Source organism: Bartonella phoceensis, from assembly GCF_902825145.1.
GTDB classification, from domain to species: Bacteria; Pseudomonadota; Alphaproteobacteria; order Rhizobiales; family Rhizobiaceae; genus Bartonella; species Bartonella phoceensis.
Window position 1 is genome coordinate 219,760 of the sequence record NZ_CADEAD010000001.1, and the last position, 19,599, is coordinate 239,358.

Annotated in this window: 11 protein-coding genes, 1 tRNA gene and 1 pseudogene; 10 read left to right on the forward strand and 3 right to left on the reverse strand. The window is 38.4% G+C overall.

Going from position 1 to position 19,599, the window contains the following annotated elements:
• Position 1 precedes the first annotated feature (1 nt).
• The gene (locus J7R07_RS01085; protein WP_208435091.1) at positions 2 to 1,432 is read right to left on the reverse strand and encodes an aldehyde dehydrogenase family protein; all 1,431 of its coding nucleotides are present in this window, start codon (positions 1,430 to 1,432) and stop codon (positions 2 to 4) included.
• Positions 1,433 to 1,881: 449 nt separating this feature from the next.
• On the opposite strand from J7R07_RS01085, the gene J7R07_RS01090 reads away from it, so the two are divergent.
• The gene (locus J7R07_RS01090; protein ID WP_208435295.1) at positions 1,882 to 4,404 is read left to right on the forward strand and encodes a DNA translocase FtsK; all 2,523 of its coding nucleotides are present in this window, start codon (positions 1,882 to 1,884) and stop codon (positions 4,402 to 4,404) included.
• Positions 4,405 to 4,616: 212 nt separating this feature from the next.
• Complete coding sequence (locus J7R07_RS01095; RefSeq protein WP_208435092.1) at positions 4,617 to 6,884, forward strand: PAS domain-containing sensor histidine kinase; 2,268 nt, start codon at positions 4,617 to 4,619, stop codon at positions 6,882 to 6,884.
• Positions 6,885 to 6,902: 18 nt separating this feature from the next.
• Here J7R07_RS01095 and mscL read toward each other — a convergent pair whose 3' ends face one another.
• Positions 6,903 to 7,316, reverse strand: coding sequence for a large conductance mechanosensitive channel protein MscL (gene mscL / locus J7R07_RS01100; protein ID WP_208435093.1), 414 nt, complete (start codon positions 7,314 to 7,316; stop codon positions 6,903 to 6,905).
• 609 nt (positions 7,317 to 7,925) lie between these two features.
• Between mscL and J7R07_RS01105 the strand changes: the two genes are divergently transcribed.
• From J7R07_RS01105 to edd, 7 genes and pseudogenes are all read left to right on the forward strand, one after another.
• Positions 7,926 to 9,014 carry a quinone-dependent dihydroorotate dehydrogenase gene (locus J7R07_RS01105; protein WP_208435094.1) on the forward strand — a complete coding sequence of 363 codons (1,089 nt, stop codon included), beginning with the start codon at positions 7,926 to 7,928 and terminating at the stop codon, positions 9,012 to 9,014.
• A gap of 136 nt (positions 9,015 to 9,150) precedes the next feature.
• Positions 9,151 to 9,227: transfer RNA gene (locus tag J7R07_RS01110), tRNA-His, on the forward strand.
• A gap of 174 nt (positions 9,228 to 9,401) precedes the next feature.
• Complete coding sequence (locus tag J7R07_RS01115; RefSeq protein ID WP_208435095.1) at positions 9,402 to 10,829, forward strand: glutamine synthetase family protein; 1,428 nt, start codon at positions 9,402 to 9,404, stop codon at positions 10,827 to 10,829.
• 11 nt (positions 10,830 to 10,840) lie between these two features.
• Positions 10,841 to 12,124: an NAD(P)/FAD-dependent oxidoreductase gene (locus J7R07_RS01120; protein WP_208435096.1), complete on the forward strand. Its 1,284-nt coding sequence runs from the start codon at positions 10,841 to 10,843 to the stop codon at positions 12,122 to 12,124.
• 119 nt (positions 12,125 to 12,243) lie between these two features.
• A complete protein-coding gene (zwf, locus tag J7R07_RS01125) occupies positions 12,244 to 13,719 on the forward strand; it encodes a glucose-6-phosphate dehydrogenase (RefSeq protein WP_208435097.1) in 1,476 nt (491 codons plus the stop codon).
• A 10-nt stretch (positions 13,720 to 13,729) separates the two neighbouring features.
• Positions 13,730 to 14,467 carry a 6-phosphogluconolactonase gene (pgl, locus tag J7R07_RS01130; protein WP_208435098.1) on the forward strand — a complete coding sequence of 246 codons (738 nt, stop codon included), beginning with the start codon at positions 13,730 to 13,732 and terminating at the stop codon, positions 14,465 to 14,467.
• Positions 14,468 to 14,536: 69 nt separating this feature from the next.
• A pseudogene (gene edd, locus J7R07_RS01135) lies at positions 14,537 to 16,336 on the forward strand (phosphogluconate dehydratase).
• Positions 16,337 to 16,417: 81 nt separating this feature from the next.
• On the opposite strand, the gene folD reads toward edd, so the two are convergent.
• Positions 16,418 to 17,317: a bifunctional methylenetetrahydrofolate dehydrogenase/methenyltetrahydrofolate cyclohydrolase FolD gene (folD, locus tag J7R07_RS01140; protein WP_208435099.1), complete on the reverse strand. Its 900-nt coding sequence runs from the start codon at positions 17,315 to 17,317 to the stop codon at positions 16,418 to 16,420.
• A 319-nt stretch (positions 17,318 to 17,636) separates the two neighbouring features.
• Here folD and J7R07_RS01145 point away from each other — a divergent pair, with 319 nt between their 5' ends.
• Complete coding sequence (locus tag J7R07_RS01145; protein ID WP_208435100.1) at positions 17,637 to 19,517, forward strand: AsmA family protein; 1,881 nt, start codon at positions 17,637 to 17,639, stop codon at positions 19,515 to 19,517.
• Positions 19,518 to 19,599: the final 82 nt, after the last annotated feature.

The following is a 19,599-nucleotide window of genomic DNA, read 5'->3' on the forward strand; positions in this document are numbered from 1 at the left end:
TTTACCAGTATGAAATTGCTTTGGTATCAAGGAATTCTTTAATTCCCCAGAGACCACCCTCACGGGCACGTCCAGAAAATTTCACGCCTCCAAAGTAACTACCAGCGGGTAATCCACGATCGTTAACTTCTACCATACCAGACAATACTTGCGCAGCAATGCGGCGACATTTGTTACGATCTTGCGATTGTATATAATTTGTAAGACCGTATTTGGTATCATTGGCTAAGGCTACGGCTTCATCTTCTGTATTAAAGGGAAGAATCGAGAGGACTGGACCAAAGATTTCTTCTTGAAAAATCCGCATATGAGGTTTTACACCGGCAAACACTGTTGGACGTACATAGTAACCACGCTCCATTCCGATTGGTAAACCAGTCCCTCCTGCAACAAGAGTTGCACCTTCATCAATTCCAGATTGAATAAGATCTTGAATTTTGTCGTATTGTTGTTTTGAAGCGACTGGACCAATATGATCGCCGGTTTGGTAGTTTGGGCCCACTGATGTTTTTTTGGCAATATCTTTAGCTATTTCAATGGCTTCAGCATAAATGGTTTGTTCGACAAGCATACGTGTTGGTGCATTACAGCTTTGACCACTATTATAAAAGCAGTGTCGTACACCACGTTGAATGGCGTCTGTATCGGCATCAGCAAAGATAATATTAGCACCTTTGCCTCCAAGTTCCAGACAAACCCGTTTTAAAGTATTGCTGGCATTTTTAGAAATATCTTTTCCTGCTCTGGTTGATCCGGTAAAGCTAATCATTTCCAGATCTGGATGAGCGGAGAGGTAAGAGCCAACGCCAGCACCATCACCATTGATCAGATTAAAAACGCCAGCTGGGAGGGCAGCTTCATCTAAAATTTCAGCGAAAAGCATAGCAGAAAGAGGAGCAATTTCAGAGGGTTTTAACACCATAGTGCAACCTGCTAAGAGAGCAGGAATCACTTTAAGAGTTATCTGGTTCATAGGCCAATTCCAAGGAGTAATTAATCCTACGACACCGATAGGGTCATACTGAAGAATCGCTTGTTCGTCTCCTTGTACTAAAACCTCTTGGAATGAAAACTCTTTGTAAGCTTTGATAAAGTTGCGAATATGAAAACTTCCGGTTGCAGTCTGTGCATTGAGTGCCATATCAATAGGAGCTCCCATTTCCATTGAAATGGTTTTTGCCATATCACTTGAACGTTTTTCATAGATTTCTAAAATTTTTTCAACGAATCTAAGGCGCTCACTAGGCAGAATTGTTTTCCAGGTTTGAAAGGCTAATTTAGCAGCATGAATTGCTTTATCTGCGTCTTTTGTGCTGCCAAGGCTAATAACAGCGCAAACCTCTTCTGTTGATGGATTAATAACATCTAGATCGTGAGGAGTGCTTGGGTCGTCCCATAGACCATTAATATAAAACTTTCGCTTGTTAAACACGATTCACTCCCTATTTTTATACGATTAAACTGTGTCCCATTTAAGTCCTTTTAAACAAGAATAACAAGGCTAATTTTATCAAAGGTAAAGAAACGAGTTTAGTTTTATCACAACAAGTTTGGAGAGTTGGAAGAGTACTTCTTATACTTACTGCTTGTATTGTCTGTACTCATCACTTTTATGAAAGTGGACGAAAAGAGCATAATTAGAGACTTTTCTGTAATTTTTTATCAGAGAGTTCTTTTCACAACAGATGAAGTACAGCTATATGACATCATGAATTTTACAATTTATCCCGTATTTGTGAAGAGGGTCTCATTGAGAGGAATGACGACATTATTTTTTTATTAAAAAGTGATAGTCAGCAAAAGGTTATTAACCTTCATATTATAGTCTCTATGCATTCTTTTGAAGAAGCAATTGTTCTCATTATAAGTTTGTTGGATATCATGCATAATTCGAAAACAAAATCCATTTTTACGTCTTCTTTTTCTGATGAGAGCACACAAAGTGCATCAGAAGAAAATTCATTTACTAAGATTGCTGAGACATTTTCTTATCCAGAAGTATGGAAAAAGGCATTTACTCTAGGACAAAACGTGCGTTTTACACGAACACCAGAAGTTGAGATTTTGCGTCGTCGCATAGAAACCGATCCAATTTTTGCAAAACAGTTTAAAGTTTTTACAAAAAAAGAGCAAAAAAATCTTACACATATTTCACGCTGTAACAAGGACACAACAAATTCCCCCTTAACAAAAAAAGTCATTAATCCGCAATCAATAGAAAATAAAGCATCTATTTGTCATACAACGGTTTTGAAACAATTGTCACAGCAGGCTGTTAGTAAGCCGCTTAAGGAGGAAAAAAAGGAGCACAAATTACAAGTAGAAAATGTGGAGCAAAAAACAAAGCCTGTTTTTCATCTTTCTGACGACGCATTTTTTGAATGTGGATTCTTTATGTTAGAACAGCTTGATGCCAAAACTTCAGAAGAGGGTGTAACATCAGTTGATTCCATGAGTAATGAGGTGGCGTCCAAAACTTCTGCTTTTGATGAGTCCATTACTGGTCTTTACCGTGTTCTTGAATATCGTTTTCCGCAATTTTATGATTCCATTACATCAGAATCTCCAGTGGATAAAATTCGGGGCATGGAGCAAATTTCTGATTTAATACCTGAGAAGAATGATTCTGTTAAAGAGGTTCGGCCGTGTCATTCTGAGTTTACTATTGAAAATTCTGCTGAGAGGTTAAATGATCTAGAGGCTGTTATAGAAACCGAAAATACCATCAATACTGGTTGTATAACAGAAGGCATAGCAAAGAGTTCAGAAAATTTTTCTGGAATGAAATCAAAAGGTCAAATATTGCGATCCGCTCATACGTCGTTGGGCAATTATGATTCTGCTTTAACGTCAAATATGCAATCTTTTGATGAGAGTGTTTATAAATTTCCTCCGATCAGTTTATTGCAAGAACCTATTTTTCACGAAGGCACGATGATTCCGCAGGAAACATTGGAGCGGAGTGCTGGACTTTTGGAAAGTGTTTTGGAAGATTTTGGCATTAAAGGTGAAATTATCCATGTTCATCCAGGACCGGTAGTAACAATGTACGAATTTGAACCTGCAGCTGGCGTAAAATCATCGCGAGTCATTAATCTTTCCGATGATATTGCTCGTTCTATGTCTGCGATTTCCACGCGCGTTGCTGTGATTCCTGGACGGAATGTTATTGGGATTGAGTTACCAAATGCAGTTCGTGAAACCGTTTTTTTGCGGGAATTAATCCGATCAAAATCTTTTCGCCAAAGCCAATTTAAATTAGCTCTTGCTTTGGGGAAGGGGATTAATGGTGAGCCCATCATTGCAGAATTAGCAAAAATGCCTCATTTATTGGTTGCCGGGACAACAGGGTCAGGAAAATCGGTTGCGATTAATACAATGATTTTATCGATTCTTTACCGAATGACACCACAGCAGTGCCGTTTGATCATGGTTGATCCTAAAATGTTAGAACTTTCTGTTTATGATGGCATTCCACATCTTTTAACGCCTGTTGTAACGGATCCCAAAAAAGCGGTAACAGCTTTAAAATGGGCAGTTCGTGAAATGGAAGAGCGTTATCGCAAAATGGCTAAGTTAGGTGTGCGTAATATTGATGGTTTTAATGCACGCGTTGCACTTGCAGCACAAAAAGGTGAGACGATCATGTGTACTGTACAGTCGGGTTTTGATAAGAAAAGTGGGGAAATACTTTACCATGAAGAAGCAATGGATTTAACCCAGCTTCCTTATATTGTTGTGATTGTTGATGAGATGGCTGATCTCATGATGGTCGCGGGTAAAGAAATTGAAAATGCTATTCAGCGTTTAGCGCAAATGGCGCGTGCGGCAGGTATTCATCTTATTATGGCCACGCAACGCCCTTCTGTTGATGTCATTACTGGCACGATTAAAGCAAATTTTCCTACCCGTATTTCTTTTCAGGTAACATCAAAAATAGACAGTCGTACGATTTTGGGAGAACAAGGCGCTGAAACACTTTTGGGTCAAGGAGATATGCTGCATATGGTGGGCGGTGGGCGCATTGTCCGCGTTCATGGTCCTTTTGTTTCTGACGAAGAAGTTGAAGCCATTGTTGCGCATCTTAAAATGCAAGGAAAGCCTGATTATTTAGCAACGGTAACAGATAATGAAGAAGATAACAAAGATGGTGAATCTGTTGATTCAGTTGGAGGAGTTTCTACTGAAGAAAATTTTGGTGAGGATGGCGAAGAGCTTTATATGCAAGCGGTAAAGATTGTTATGCGTGATAGAAAATGTTCAACATCTTATATTCAACGTCGGCTTGCAATCGGATACAATAAGGCCGCTTCCCTCGTTGAGCGTATGGAGGAAAAAGGCATTGTTGGAGCTGCTAATCATGTTGGAAAACGTGAAATTTTATTAAGTGAGTACAATAATTAAGTAAGACAATTTTAAAAATGTATGACTTTTAAAATACCTAATAGTCGTTATTTTAATGGTTAATACTTGTTTTATTGTATGAGGACGGTCAATATACCGTGCTTGTTTTTTTACGGTGAAATATTAAAAAATGGGGAGTGAGAAAACAGTAGTGCTATTTTGTATTAGGGCTGCTGATGGGTAGCTTAGAGTGATACAAAGAAGGGTTTGAGATGTCTTTGACATTTTTAGATTATCTGGAATGTAAAGAAATTAAACAAACCTTCATGCGAGGAAATATGGCTTTTGTTCTTTCCTCTGATTGTCGCAATATTCTTTGGTCAAATGGCGCTGCGGCACGTTTTTTTGGTTTTTCTTCTGTAGCAGATATGATGAAGGAACGGTCTTTTTTTGACCAAGTAGTGTATCGCAAGATATTAAAGGACGTGCAATGTATAAGTACTGTTGCATTAGATGGTTTAAAGCGCTGCACTGAATTTTCTGTAATTTCTATTGATATTATGGGCTTAGGAAAAGCATTTTTGCTGGAATCTTCTCTGGAAGAAGAAAAAGAGGTCTCTCTTATCGCTGGTTTAGATGATACAACAACGTCTGCTGCGATAGTTGATGAATACGGGGCAGTGCTAGAGGCTTCCTCTCATTTTTCTTTTGTTGATGAAACAGTCAAAATTCTACTTCAGACAATTGATGATGAGATCCCAGTCAAAACCACTTTATCCATAGCAGGTATTTATACACAAGTTAGTATTGTTCGATTGAAGGTGCAACCTGCAAGTTTTTTGGTTTTATATACGCCATTAAAATCAGATGTGTTGAAGAGTGATCAAGAACCTTTTCATTTTACGCCACAACTTTTGCCAAAACGGTTTACTTGGAAAATGGATAAAAATGGACGATTTTATGAGATTTCAAAAGAATTGGCAGAAACTGTTGGGCCTATTTCTTCCTCTATTGTAGGATCAGATTTTCATGAACTGACCAAGAGATTTAATGATGAGCGTTATCAAGTACTTAGTGACTTTATTACAGCAGCTTTACCTTGGAACAAACGGATAGTTCAATGGTCTGTCGATAATCATTTAGAGTGTCTTGATGTTGAATTATCTGCTGTGCCGATCTTTGATGCTAAACAGCGGCTTAAGGAATTCCGTGGATTTGGTATTTTGAAGAGACAAGAAAAGGAACAAGAGAACAAAGATGGAAATCCGTATACTAAAGCATCAAGTCTTTCAGAGAGTGAGCGTTCAGCTTTTTATGAGATTGCAGAGCGATTGCGTAGAGAATTGCATTCCTCTATAGGATGCGAGCATTTGGTGAAGGAAAATGCATTTCTGTCTCCAAGTGCACAGACATTGCTAGCAAATACTATAGAAAAAACTCTCATAAAAGAACCAGCAGTTGTTCTATCCTTGTTGGATACAGCGACTGATGGTGTTTTTTGGTTGGACGGACAGGGGATAATTCAATCGGCTAGTAGGGCTGCTTTAGCGTTAACCGGCTATGAAATAAGTGAATTATTGGCACAGCCATTATCATCACTCTTTACTTTGCAAAGCCGATTATCCGTTGAAAAGTATTTTGAGTTGATCCGTGTGAAGGGAAAAAATCAGGTTTTTAATCGTGGTGAGACGGTTGATTTAGTGACGAAAAATCATAAAAATAAAAGGGTTTCTATGATGATTGTACCTTTGGCACGCCAAGATAATTATGCTGTTATATTGCGTGATATGATAGGAGCAATTCTACCAGGAGAAAAAAAAACAGAAGAGAATAAAATAATAGAAGTCGTTCATGAAATACGAACACCTTTAAGTGCTCTTATTGGTTTTGCAGAAATTATGAGAGATGGTCGTTTTGGTGTGATAGATAATGAGCGTTATCGTGGATACTTACGCGATATTATCTCATCTGGAAAACATATATTATTATTGGTTAATCAATTACTAGAATGCTCGAAAGCAAATTATTCTAGTTCAAATAGTCAAATTAAGACTCCTCTTATAGCTGAAGCATTTGATGTGATAGCGTGTTTGCGCGCAAGTATAGCTTTCCTTGAAACACAGGCTAATCATAATGGCATCATTATGCGTATTGTTGCTCCGACTCATGTGCCATGTATTGGTGTGCCGCAACAGATATTTCGGCAAATTATATGGAATATTCTATCCAATGCTATTCGTTTTACGCCATCGGGAGGGCAAATTATTGTTCATGTTTCTTATGGAAAAAAAGAGCGTATAAAGATTTCAGTAAGTGATAACGGTATAGGGATGAGTGATGAAGAAATTGCACGGGCACTCCAACCTTATGGTCAGGTAGAGCGTAAAGATGGCAGATCTGGTGATAGTGTTTTTATTGGAACTGGTTTAGGACTCCCCATATGTAAGGCAATGGTAGAAGAAAGTGGTGGCCAATTTTTATTATTTTCAAAACCCAATCGCGGAACAACTGTGGAAATGTTTTTTCCTCATGTTCTATGAAGGAAATAACACGTAAGTTTATTTTTTCTCAGCCAAAAGATCTCTAATTTCTGACAAAAGTTGCTCTTCTAAAGACATCTTTTTAGAGCTTTTCTCTTCTTCTTGTTTTCGGCGAAGTTTATTCATAGCTTTAACACACAAGAAAAGAACCCAAGCAATAATGAGAAAATTGATAAGTAATGTTATAAAATTTCCATAACTAATGGTTGCTCCAGCTGCTTTAGCAGCACTCAATGTGGTTTGTTTTTCACCAGCAAGCTGAATAAACATGTTAGAAAAGTCTATTCCACCTGTAATAAGCCCAATGATTGGCATAAAAATATCATTAACAATTGAATTGACTAAGCTACCAAAAGCGCTTCCGATAATCACACCGATAGCAAGGTCAATCATATTTCCTTTTAGGGCAAATTCTTTGAATTCTTTAAGCATTGTGTTTTCCCCTCTATATAAAAAAATATACGACAGTTTTAATTACCGCTTTTGATGAAAAAGGAAAGGGCGGTTTTTATTTTCTTGGTAAGTGTTATATTACAAAGAATAAAATTCCTTTCCAAGAGTATTATGGTATTTTAGAAGGCCTAAAGCATAGTTATCTTTGGCTTAAAAATAAGAGTATCTCACGGAGATCAAAGCAACGCAAATATTTTAGCAAAAATGTTACATCTTTTTTTAATTAAAATGAGCAAACTATACTTAATTTATAAAGCATTATAAAATTTTTTATGACAACATGTTAAAAAAACAATTTTATGGGATTTTTGTTTTTCTTTATTTAAAGATGGGTTCAATTTTTAATGTTTGAAAACTTACGAAAGGGCGAGAAAGTTTTTTCAAGATCAAAAGACAATTATTCTGTTTAGCGTGCGTAGACATAAACGTGAATGGTGAAGATATTATAAACTTTCTTGTAGTTATATTATAAACTTTCTTGTAGTAGGGGAGGCATGCTTATTTGATGTGCGATCTTTATGAGTGACTTTTTGTGTTAAAAGATTTACGTGAAGTGCAGCGGATCAGTTTTATGTTGGAGAAGGATTAATGAGTTTCTTTCGTTGTATTGGCCGTTCTGCTTTATTTATGTTAGATCCAGAGCATGCACATCGTTTAGCAATTATCGGGCTGAAAAGTGGATTAAACAGTTGTCAAAAGGTTGTCGATAAGCGTTTGTGTGTAACTGTTGCGGGTCTTGAGTTTGAAAATTTTATCGGTTTTGCTGCGGGTTTTGACAAAAATGCAGAGATTGTTGATGCTGTTTTTCGTTTAGGATTTGGTTTTACTGAAATCGGTACAGTTACACCAAAGCCCCAAGCAGGGAATCCTAAACCACGGCTTTTTCGCTTAAGAGAAGATGAAGCGATTATTAATAGAATGGGCTTTAATAATGATGGGCATCAAATTGTTTACGATAGACTTCGCACCCATAAACAACCTGGTATTGTAGGAATCAATATTGGTGCCAATAAGGATACAGTTGATAAGATTGAAGATTATACTGCTGGTATTGCGTATTTTTATGACGTTGCTGATTATTTTACGGTTAATATTTCTTCGCCCAATACACCGGGTTTACGTAATTTACAGGCCCGTGACAGTTTGCATCTTTTAATAAATGCGATTTCGCAGGTGCGCAATGTACAAAAGAAAAAGCATGGATTTTCTGTTCCCATTTTTTTAAAAATTGCTCCAGATTTATCGGAAAGCGCGTTGGATGATATTGCTGAAGAAATAAAACTTTCTGATTTTGACGGACTGATTGTTTCCAATACCACTCTTTCACGCCCAGGTCTTAAAAATAGCTTCTTGAGTACTGAGGAGGGGGGGCTTTCTGGGAGCCCACTCTTTGAACTCTCTACTACTGTGTTGGCAAAAATGCGTCAAAAATTAGGTAAAGAGATTGCAATTATCGGTGTCGGTGGTGTAAGAGATGCACAAACTGCTTTGGAAAAGATTAAAGCTGGTGCAGACTTAATTCAATTATATAGTGGAATGGTTTATGAGGGTCCAGACCTTGCAGTAACTATTCTCGAAGAAATTTTGCAGCTTATGCAGCAAGATGGTATTAATACTATCAAAACTTATCGTGATTCTCGTGTTGAATATTGGGCAGAACGCACGCTTCTTTTGTGATAAAACTATTTTTTTGATAAAAATTGCGGGATTTTTTTAAAGGGGCTTGCAAACTCTTTTGATCTTCCTTATGTCACACGAACAGAGAGTGATTGTTTGTGAAAGAGTAAACAGTTATAGTGTGTTTACTTTTTATGCGGTTGTAGCTCAGTTGGTTAGAGCGCTGGTTTGTGGCACCAGAGGTCGTAGGTTCAAATCCCACCAACCGTACCATTTTTCCACTATATTTGATATGATAAGCAGCTTATAATAGTCGCGAGGTTTTTCTTACCTTGATGGGAGTTATGTATTCTTGGACAATTAAGTTAATCAGATTTTTTTGTAACGTTTATACATGGGATGATACCATAAGAGCGGGGCTTGATTGTCTTTTTAAGTTGGTGTGTTATGGTTGTGAAAAATGGTAAACAAATGAAAAAAAAGGATTCTAAGCCTGTTTCTAGTTTTCTTAAAAATTTACGTGGTGCGAACAATTGGGAGCAAGTTTCGCAGTGGCTTGCATTCCGTAATGTAGAAGATATTGAATGTATTACGCCTGATCAAGCAGGTGTACCGCGTGGTAAGATGGTGCTTTCTAAAAAATTTACATCGGAAACATCGTTGGCACTGCCTTCAGCGGTTTTTGTAGCAACAATTTCAGGAGATTACCCTGAAGATGGCCATGGTTTTGAATATCCCAAAACTGATGGTGATCTACGCCTTGAACCTGATCTTTCTACGTTAAGTATTGTGCCATGGGAGGAGGCTCCTACTGCACAAGTTATTTGTGATCTTGTCTATCAAAATGGACAGATTGTGGATTATACACCACGAAATGTTTTACGAAAAGTGATTGATTTTTATACGCAAATGGGCCTAAAGCCGGTTGTTTCACCGGAAATTGAGTTTTATTTAGTGCAAAAAAATCCTGATCCTGATTATCCTTTAGTTCCTCCAGTTGGTCGTTCTGGACGTTCCATTGGTGGGGGGCAGGGATATTCGATCGCTGGTGTGAATGAATTTGATGAATTCATTGATGATATTTATCATTTTTCGGAAGCGCAAGGGTTGGAGATTGATACGCTCATTCATGAAGAAGGGGCAGGTCAGTTTGAAATTAATTTACATCATGGTGACCCAATTGAATTAGCTGATCAAGTTTTTATGTTCAAACGAACGATCCGTGAAGCAGCACTTAAGCATAATATGTATGCAACTTTTATGGCTAAACCTATTCAGGGGCAGCCGGGTTCTGCCATGCATATTCATCAATCGGTTGTTGATCAAAAGACAGGTATGAATATATTTACCAAGCAGGATGGGGGAGAAAATATTTGTTTTCGCCATTTTATTGGAGGGTTACAAAGACATATGGCAGGGGGGCTTGTAATGCTTGCTCCTTATGTGAATTCTTATCGACGTCTCATGCCTGATATTTCAGCACCTGTTAATTTGCGATGGGGATATGATAATCGCACCACAGCTTTTCGTGTACCTCGCTCTACTCCACAAGCACGGCGTGTTGAGAATAGGCTTCCTTCCTCAGATGCTAATCCTTATTTAGCTCTTGCAGCGTCTTTAGCTTGTGGTCTGATTGGATTGCAGCACAAGCTTGAACCGGATGAGCCAACAGCAAATAATGTGAATGCTGACGATATTGAATTACCACGTGGGCTTATTGAAGCGGTCAACTTATTTGAACAAGATACAGCGATACGCGCTATTTTAGGGGATGTGTTTGTAAGTACTTATGCTGCAATCAAACGACAAGAGTTTGAAACTTTTATGGAAGTGATTAGCCCGTGGGAGCGCGAATATCTCTTGCTTAATGTTTGAGGTTTATCAAGATGATTGGTTCTAATCCGATTTCTCCAGGAATTTCTTGGTACGAAGATACTTTAGAAGAACGTCCTTCTTATCCATTTTTTAGTGAAAATATACACTGTGATGTAATTATCATTGGAGGAGGATTTACCGGGCTTTCAGCTGCCTATCATTTAGCTAAAGTTGGAGTACATGTTGTTTTATTTGAAGCTTCACGTTTTGGTGATGGTGCCTCAGGGCGCAATGGTGGGCAATTGGGAACGGGGCATCGACAATGGGTAGAAACATTAGAGAAAAAATATGGTTTTGAACGCAGCAAAGCACTCTTTGATTTAGCTGAAGAAGCCAAAAGAGATATTTTATCTTGGTGTGCGCTACCCAATTGTCAGTGTGACTTTATGAGAGGACATCTTTCTGTTACCCATAAAAAACGTGAGTTAATATCTTATCAACGGCATGTAGAGATAATGCAACGTTATGGTTATTATGGTCTCACTTTTGTAAACAGGGATGAAACAGCTCAGCGGCTTGGTTCCTCTTTTTATCATGGTGGTATTTATGATGCAGAGACTGGCCATATCAATCCCTTAAAGCTGGTTATTGGATTGGCAAAAAAAGCAAAAAATGCTGGTGCTAAACTTTATGAAGAGACACAAGTCACTGCAGTGGAGCGTAACGGTGGTCACTGGAAGGTGACAACAGAACGGGGCAATATAAAGGCTGAGCATATTTTATTAGCGACAAATGCGTATAAATTAGGACTTCAACATTTTGTTGAAAAAAATATTTTTTCTACCCACTCTTATATTGGAGCAACGGAACCGTTATCAAAAGATACTCTGATTCTTCCGGGTGGCGAATCGGTAGATGATTCTCGTTTTATGGTTCGTTATTTTCGCAAAAGCATTGATAATCGTTTATTATTTGGCGGAGTAGAAAGTTATAGTCATCAATATCCCGCAAATTTAGATGACCGTATGCGACGGCAGATTGCTGAAATTTATCCTTATCTACACTCTATAAATCTGACTCATTATTGGGGCGCGACGGTTGCTATCACAGTTGAACGTATGCCTTATGTTCGCCAACTTTTCACAGGCTTAACTTATTGTGGTGGTTATTCGGGGCATGGTGTTATGCTTGCTCCTTTTCTAGGAAAATTATATGCTGAGTGGCTAACTGGGAATCGTGATCGTTTTGCGTATTTTCAAGATTTAAAGATTTCGCCTTTTCCAGGTGGGAAAGTTCTGCGTTATCCGCTTATATTTTTAGCGATGCACTGGTTTGCCTTGATGGACCATTTTTAACTTTCACACCATTTGCAATGAAGAAAATTATGGCTTGTTTAATATCTATCTGCTTTAATGATTAGAGCTTCTATAGAGTGTTTAAGCTTTTATAATTGAATGGGAAGAGAGACAGATTCATGGCGAGTAAAATTATTCCAGTCTCTCCCTTTGATTGTGTTGTTTTTGGTGGTAATGGTGATTTAACATCGCGCAAACTTATACCTGCTCTCTATCATTGTCAGTGTGTTGGGCAATTTAGCGAGCCGACACGTATCATTGGTGTTGCGCGCTCTGCCTGGAGTCATGCAGAGTATCGAAATTTTGTTCGCGCTTCTTTGGAAAAATATATTCATCCAAAAGATCTCAACCAAATTGAGCTAAACCGTTTTCTTGCACGTTTAACTTATGTTTCTGCTGATGTTACATCAAATCGGGGATGGCGAGATCTCACTGTGTTGCTGTCAAAAAATCCAGCTGATATTCGGGCTTTTTATTTAGCAGTCGGATCGCCACTTTTTGGTGAGATTGCGATGCGATTAGGGCAAAGTGATTTAATGACGCAGCAAACACGGATTATTATCGAAAAACCTATTGGCTGTGGTGTAAAAACAGCAGTTGAACTCAATGATATATTTGCAAAAGTATTTCATGAAGATCAAATCTTTCGCATTGATCATTATCTTGGCAAGGAAACTGTTCAGAATGTAATGGCATTGCGGTTTGTTAATACACTTTATGAGCCATTATGGAATTCCAACTATATTGATCATGTTCAGATAACGGTTGCTGAATCTCTAGGATTGGAAGGACGTGCAGAATATTATGAGAGTGCAGGTGCACTACGCGATATGGTACAAAACCATATGCTACAATTGCTCTGTTTGGTTGCCATGGAAATACCATTTACCAGTAAAGCAAATGCTGTACGTGATGAAAAACTGAAAGTTTTGCATTCTTTAACGCCTCTTGATATTCATAATGTAGAGCAAGAGACTGTGCGTGGACAGTATCTTTCCGGTACATTAAATGGAGTTTCTGTAGGGTCTTATCTTGATGATCTGGGAAAAAAAGTCAGTAAGAGCGAAACATTTGTGGCGTTGAAAGTGAAGATTAATAATTGGCGTTGGGCGGATACGCCTTTTTATTTACGAACTGGTAAGCGCATGTCCACGCGGATGTCTGAAATTGTTGTGGTTTTTAAACCTATCCCTCACAATATTTTTGAGACGAATTCGGGTGAAATTTTTTCTAATCGGCTTGTTGTTCGTGTTCAACCTGATGAAGGCGTAAAACAATGGTTGATGATTAAGGATCCAGGTCCTGGCGGTATACGATTTCGTCATATTCCATTGGACATGAGTTTTGCCTCTGCATTTTCTCAACGTAATCCTGATGCTTATGAGCGCTTGTTGATGGATGTTATTCGCGGGGATCAAACGCTCTTTATGCGTCGTGACGAGGTTGAGGCAGCTTGGCGTTGGATTGATCCTATTCTTGAGGGATGGCAAGCAATAAAGCAGCCCATTTATGGATATAGTGCTGGTTCATGGGGGCCATCTGCCTCAGCACTTTTGATAGAACGCGATGGGCGTATGTGGAATAATTTAATTTAGAGCAATAAGTATGCATGGAATGAATATTGACCGTTTGAATTTTGAAACACCTACTATCCTCGCTTTGGCATTGGCTGATCGCGTTGCAGCAGAGCTTAGTATAGCTATTCTTGAGCGTAAGCGTGCAACTCTAGCAGTTTCTGGTGGTAAAACACCAGAATTGTTTTTTCATTATTTGTCAAAAGCTGATATCGATTGGCAAAATATTATCATTACTTTGGTTGATGAACGTTTTGTACCTGCTCATCATGAACGTTCAAATGAGGATATGGTACGGCATCATTTGTTACAAAATTTTGCAGCGAAAGCGCATTTTGTAGGACTTTATTATAAGGCACTTACTGCTGAGCTTGCTGCTTTTTCGGCAGCCAGCCGTATCAACACTTTGCCTAGACCCTTTGATGTTGTTGTGTTAGGAATGGGGGTTGATGGACATACTGCTTCCTTTTTTCCTGATGCAGATCGTTTAAAGCAAGCGCTTGATCTTCAAACGCAGGCACTTGTTTTACCACTTCATGCAAAAAGTGCTCGTGAACCAAGACTCACACTGACTTTACCAGTCATCATACAATCTCGCTGCATTATACTCCATTTTGAAGGTTTTCAAAAACGCGATTGTTTTGAAGTGGTTTGTCAGGAAGGACCTGAAATGGAAATGCCTGTTCGCGCAGTTTTACGCAATGCCCATCATCTTATTCAGGTTTATTGGTCTCCGGATGAAAATGAAATAAGCAAAGTGAAAACATGATAGAGATGTAGGTAATACGCAATCTCTCTTACGCATGATGAGATGCGTAAATGAAAGGGAGAAAATAACATAGCACTTTCCAAGACAATTGCTACGGTGACACGAAGGATTTATGAACGTTCTCTTCCAACGCGAGAAATTTATTTAGACCGTATTGCTAAGGCACGAGCAAATCGTCTCAAGCGGAGTTTTTTGGGATGTACTAATCAGGTGCACGGTTTTGCGGCTTGTGGCCAAAGAGGCAAAGAGCATTTGAAGCGTAATATTGTTGGGAATATTGGTATTGTTACGACGTATAATGATGTGCTTTCCATTCATCAACCTTTTGAGTCTTTTCCTTACTTGATTAAAGAGGCTGCTCGTGTATTTGATGATGTAGCTACAAGTAGTAGGTGGTGTTCCTGCAATGTGTGATGGTGTAACACAAGGGAATGCTGGGATGGAGCTTTCTCTTTTTTCACCTGATGTGATTGCAATGGTAACAGCTATAGGCTTATTACATGATATATTTGATGCTGCACTATATCTTGGGGTATGTGATAAGATCGTACCTGGTTTAGTGATTGGAGCATTAACATTTGATTACTTACCAGGAATTTTTATTCCGGCTGGTCCCATAACAAGTGGTTAAAGCAATGATAAAAAAACAAAGATGCGCCAACTTTATGCGGAAAATAAGATAGACCGGCAAACATTGTTGGACTCAGAAGCTCGTTCTTATCATGGGCCTGGGACATGTACATTTTACGGAACCACTAATGTAAATCAGGTGATATTGGAGACGATGGGACTACATATACCGGGAAGCGCTTTTATCAATGCTAATACGTTGGCGTGATGCTTTAACGCAGGAAGCCACTAAGCGCGTACTTGAAATGGTAGCTCTTAGCGATGATTATAGCCCACTTGATATGATAGTTGATGAGTGCTCTTTCGTGAATGCTCCTGTAGGATTAAATGCAACGGGAGGAGCTACCAATTATACGATTCATTTGATTGCTATGGTTGCAGCTTGCGGTATACAGTTGACATGACATTGCAGAAATTTCATCAGTTGTACCTCTTTTTGGCACGAATTTATCCTAATGGTTTGGCGGATATAAATGAGTTTCATGCCAGCTGATGGTATGGGGTTTGTCATTCGCGAGCTCATTGAAGCGGGTCTAATACATGAATGATGTCTGTACAGTTTTCGGTACAGATCTTAACGCTTATGCAATTGAAGTAAAGCTTTGCGCTGACGGTAATATAGTACGTGAGCCTGCTCTTAATGAAAGTGGTATCATAAGATATTGGCAGGGTGGCAAAAACCGTTTCAATCTGGTGGTGGTATTCGCGTTTTATCGGGAGGTCTGGGGACAGCTATTATGGAAGTTTCATCTGTTAAACTTGAACATTGGCAGATTGAAGCGCCAGTTTTTGTCTTTAATGATCAAGAGGAACTACAAAAAGCTTTTCAATCTGGGAGATTGAACGGCAAAGATTCTAGTGCTGTCATACGTTATCAAAGTCCAAAAGCAAATGGTATGCCAGAGTTTCATAAATATTAACGACAATTTTAGGTCTTTTACAAGATCAAGGTCAAAAGGTAGCGTTAATAACGGACGGTCGTATGTCAGGTACATCAGGAAAAATTCCTACAGCAATCCACGTAACACCAGAAGCTTTAGATAACGGTCCCATTGCGCGTCGGTAAAATGGCGATATCGTTTGTCTTGATGCGTATGTAAGTAAAATAGAACTTTTAGAAGATTTATCAAAATTTAATGCACGAATAATTGTGCTTCCCCTGATTTTTCAAAAAATGAATACAGCGTTGGGCATGAACTTTTTCACATTTTTTTCCAATCCGTTAACCGTGCAGATTAGGGAGCAATCTGTTTTTACAACATACGTAAAATGTGAAAAAGACTAAAGCGATCTACATGCAATGAATACGCGTAAAACTTTTTAGAATTTTGGCACGAGTAGATTGTGTGCCCGAGCAGCTGCTTTAAGTGTATTGACCATAAGCATAGCAATTGTCATAGGTCCAACGCCTCCTGGAACAGGAGTGATTGCGCCAGCTTTTGATTTTATTTCTTCAAAGTCGACATCACCAACAAGACGTGTTTTTCCTACACCTTTTTCTGGAGCAGTAATGCGATTAATGCCAACATCAATAACAGTGGCCCCCTTTTTAACCCAGTCTTTTTTAATCATTTGTGGGCGGCCTACAGCTGCTACTAAAATATCGGCACTACGGCACACATCATCAAGGTCACGGGTACGACTATGAGCGATTGTTACGGTAGCATTGGCTGCTGTTAAGAGAGCGGCCATAGGTTTGCCAACAATATTAGAGCGTCCAACGACAACAGCATCAAGACCAGATAAATCTCGTCCACATTGTTGTTCAATCATCATCATGGCACCTGCCGGTGTACAGGGAATAATAGCGTCTTCAAGATCATTGGCTGCGAGTTTTCCTATGTTAATATAGTGAAAGCCATCAACATCTTTTTGGAAAGCAATAGCTTGTGTGATACGGTTTGTATTAATATGGGGGGGCAAGGGAAGTTGCACGAGAATGCCATGGATTTTAGGGTCAGAATTTAATATTGCAATGCGTTGAATGAGTTCTTGTTCTCGTGTCTCTTTCGAAACCATATGTTTGATTGAAAAAAAACCACACTCTTCGGCCTTTTTACTCTTTGATGTTACATATACTTGACTTGCGGGATCATCTCCGACAATGATAACAGCAATACCAGGTTGTATATTATAGTGATTACGGAGTTTTGTTGTTTCAGCCTTAACTTTTACAATAATCTCTTCAGCGAGTTTTTTTCCGTCAATAATATGATTCATAAGAGAGATCCTTTCGGTGGGGCTTGTTTATTTTTTTGTAAAACATTTGCTGACAACACAATAGAGTTTTATAGCAATATTCATGTAAGAGCGGTAAGAATGGTTCGATAGCATTTATATATTTTATAATTTTGAAAACTCTTAAGGTAATTGCTTTGTAATGAAGCAGCAACATTGCTGTGTAAATAAATTTTGAACAAGAACAAGAATAATGAAGTTATTAAATGAAATATAGCGAGTTTTAGGATTATAAGAAGTTTTTTTACGATCATTTGGATTTTTTTAATCTATTGTAGGGTTGAAAGTATAGAGGAAAATTGTGTGCGTCAGAATAATAAAATTTTTGAGCGGAATTTTTATTACAATTATTTTTTTGTTTGGGGTTGGTCTTCTTATTTTACCTTATCTTGTATCTACAGATATGATTCGTATCCGTTTAGCACAGGATTTGAGTGCTTGGACAGGCTATAATGTGCAATTACGTGATCCACCGCGGTTGAATCTTTTTCCTTATCCTAAAGCATATCTTTTCGGTGTTACTTTAACATCAAAAATGAATAGTATTATGCCGTTGATGGAAGCTGAATCAATAGAAGTTGATCTTTCTTTAATGGATCTTCTTTGGGGGAAGATTGCTTTTTCAGAGACACGAATTGTTCGTCCCCAATTTGTTATGGAAAAGCCTGTTAAAACAGTAGCGGATTTTTTTGATAGATTTTCACGCTCACAGGGTGCGTTAGGATTAGCGATACGCAATGTTCGTGAAATGTTGAAGCATAATCCTGATCATCCAGATATAAAGCGTCTTTTGAATCAGCCTTTTGGTCGGATTGCTATTGAGAATGGTGTGCTCGTGTATCATGATAGTATTTCCAGTGTAGCAGAAAAAATAACGGGATTAAACGCCACTTTAGATTGGCCCGAATCGACTCAAGAAGCACGATTTCGTGCAGATGCCCGTTGGCGTGGAGAGTTAACAAAATTATCAATTGATGCCGATCAAGCATTGCTGCTTTTAGCAGGAGGAAAAAGCCAGGTTAAGGCAAGCCTCAATTCTGTACGTGGTGGTATAACCTTTATAGGGCAGGCACGATTATCTGAATATTATAGCTTTGACGGGAAAGTATCGATGCGTTCTCCGGGTTGGAATCAGACATTAGCTTGGATTGGAGGCAATCAATTTTGGGGTTATAGGTTGAAAGCACCTATTGTATGGGAGTCTCGTTTTTTAGCACAGCCAATGCATATTCAAATGAATAGTATTACATTTACGATCGATACAGCAAATGCGCGTGGAGCTTTAGAACTTGATTTTCAAGACTATGTACCGATTATAATGGGATCTTTAGCATTTGATCATCTAGATTTTAACCTTTTGGGATCAGTATTTTCTTCTGTTAAAGAAGATAATCCACTCTTTGATATGACAATTTTTGACCGTATTGGAGTGGATATACGGCTTTCTGCACCACAAGCAAAAATAGGAAGTGTTGCACTCACGAATCTAGCTGCTACGGTACAAATGAGAAATAGACATGGCATTTTTGATCTTGGACATGCGAATGTTTTTGGTGGATCACTTCAAAGCAATATTGAAGTTACACAATCTGGTCAGAAAATTCGACTTGAAGGACGTACTTCAGGGAATGCCATTAATATACAGGATGCCTTAGCGGCTCTAGGAATTACCCCATTTGCACAGAGCGAAGCGAATTTTACTATGACAGTACGAACCTTTGCCAGTTCTTGGTCAGAAATTTTTTCAAAAATGCAGGGTGAATTAGCACTAGATATGTCCTCTGGTCGCCTATTAGGGTATGATTTGCATGATTTACAAACAAGGCTTTCAAAAAATGAACAATTTCTTTTAAGAGGTCATAAAACCCTTTCAACAGCTTTTAATTTTTGGAATATTCAAGCAAGCTTGTCGGATGGTACGATAAAGGTAACAGATTCATTGATGCGTACGGCAGACTGGAATTTATCCATTTGGGGAATAATTTCATCTTCTATCATGCAAGATCGACAAAATGATTTTACATTGCATGCACAATTGCGAAAAAGTCATAGTTCAGAAACTCTCTGTAGAGATGTCGAATGTCTTGCTAACAGTCTCGCGTGGCCTTTTACTTTTTCTCTCAGCTCTAAAGAGCAAGATCACGGTAGTTTTTGGGTTACAAAAGACATTGATGCAGATTGATCACCGGCCTTTATTATTAACATCAATAACGATTCTAGAAAATCTCTCAAAGATATTGCGTCGTTACAAAATTTTAGGGGTA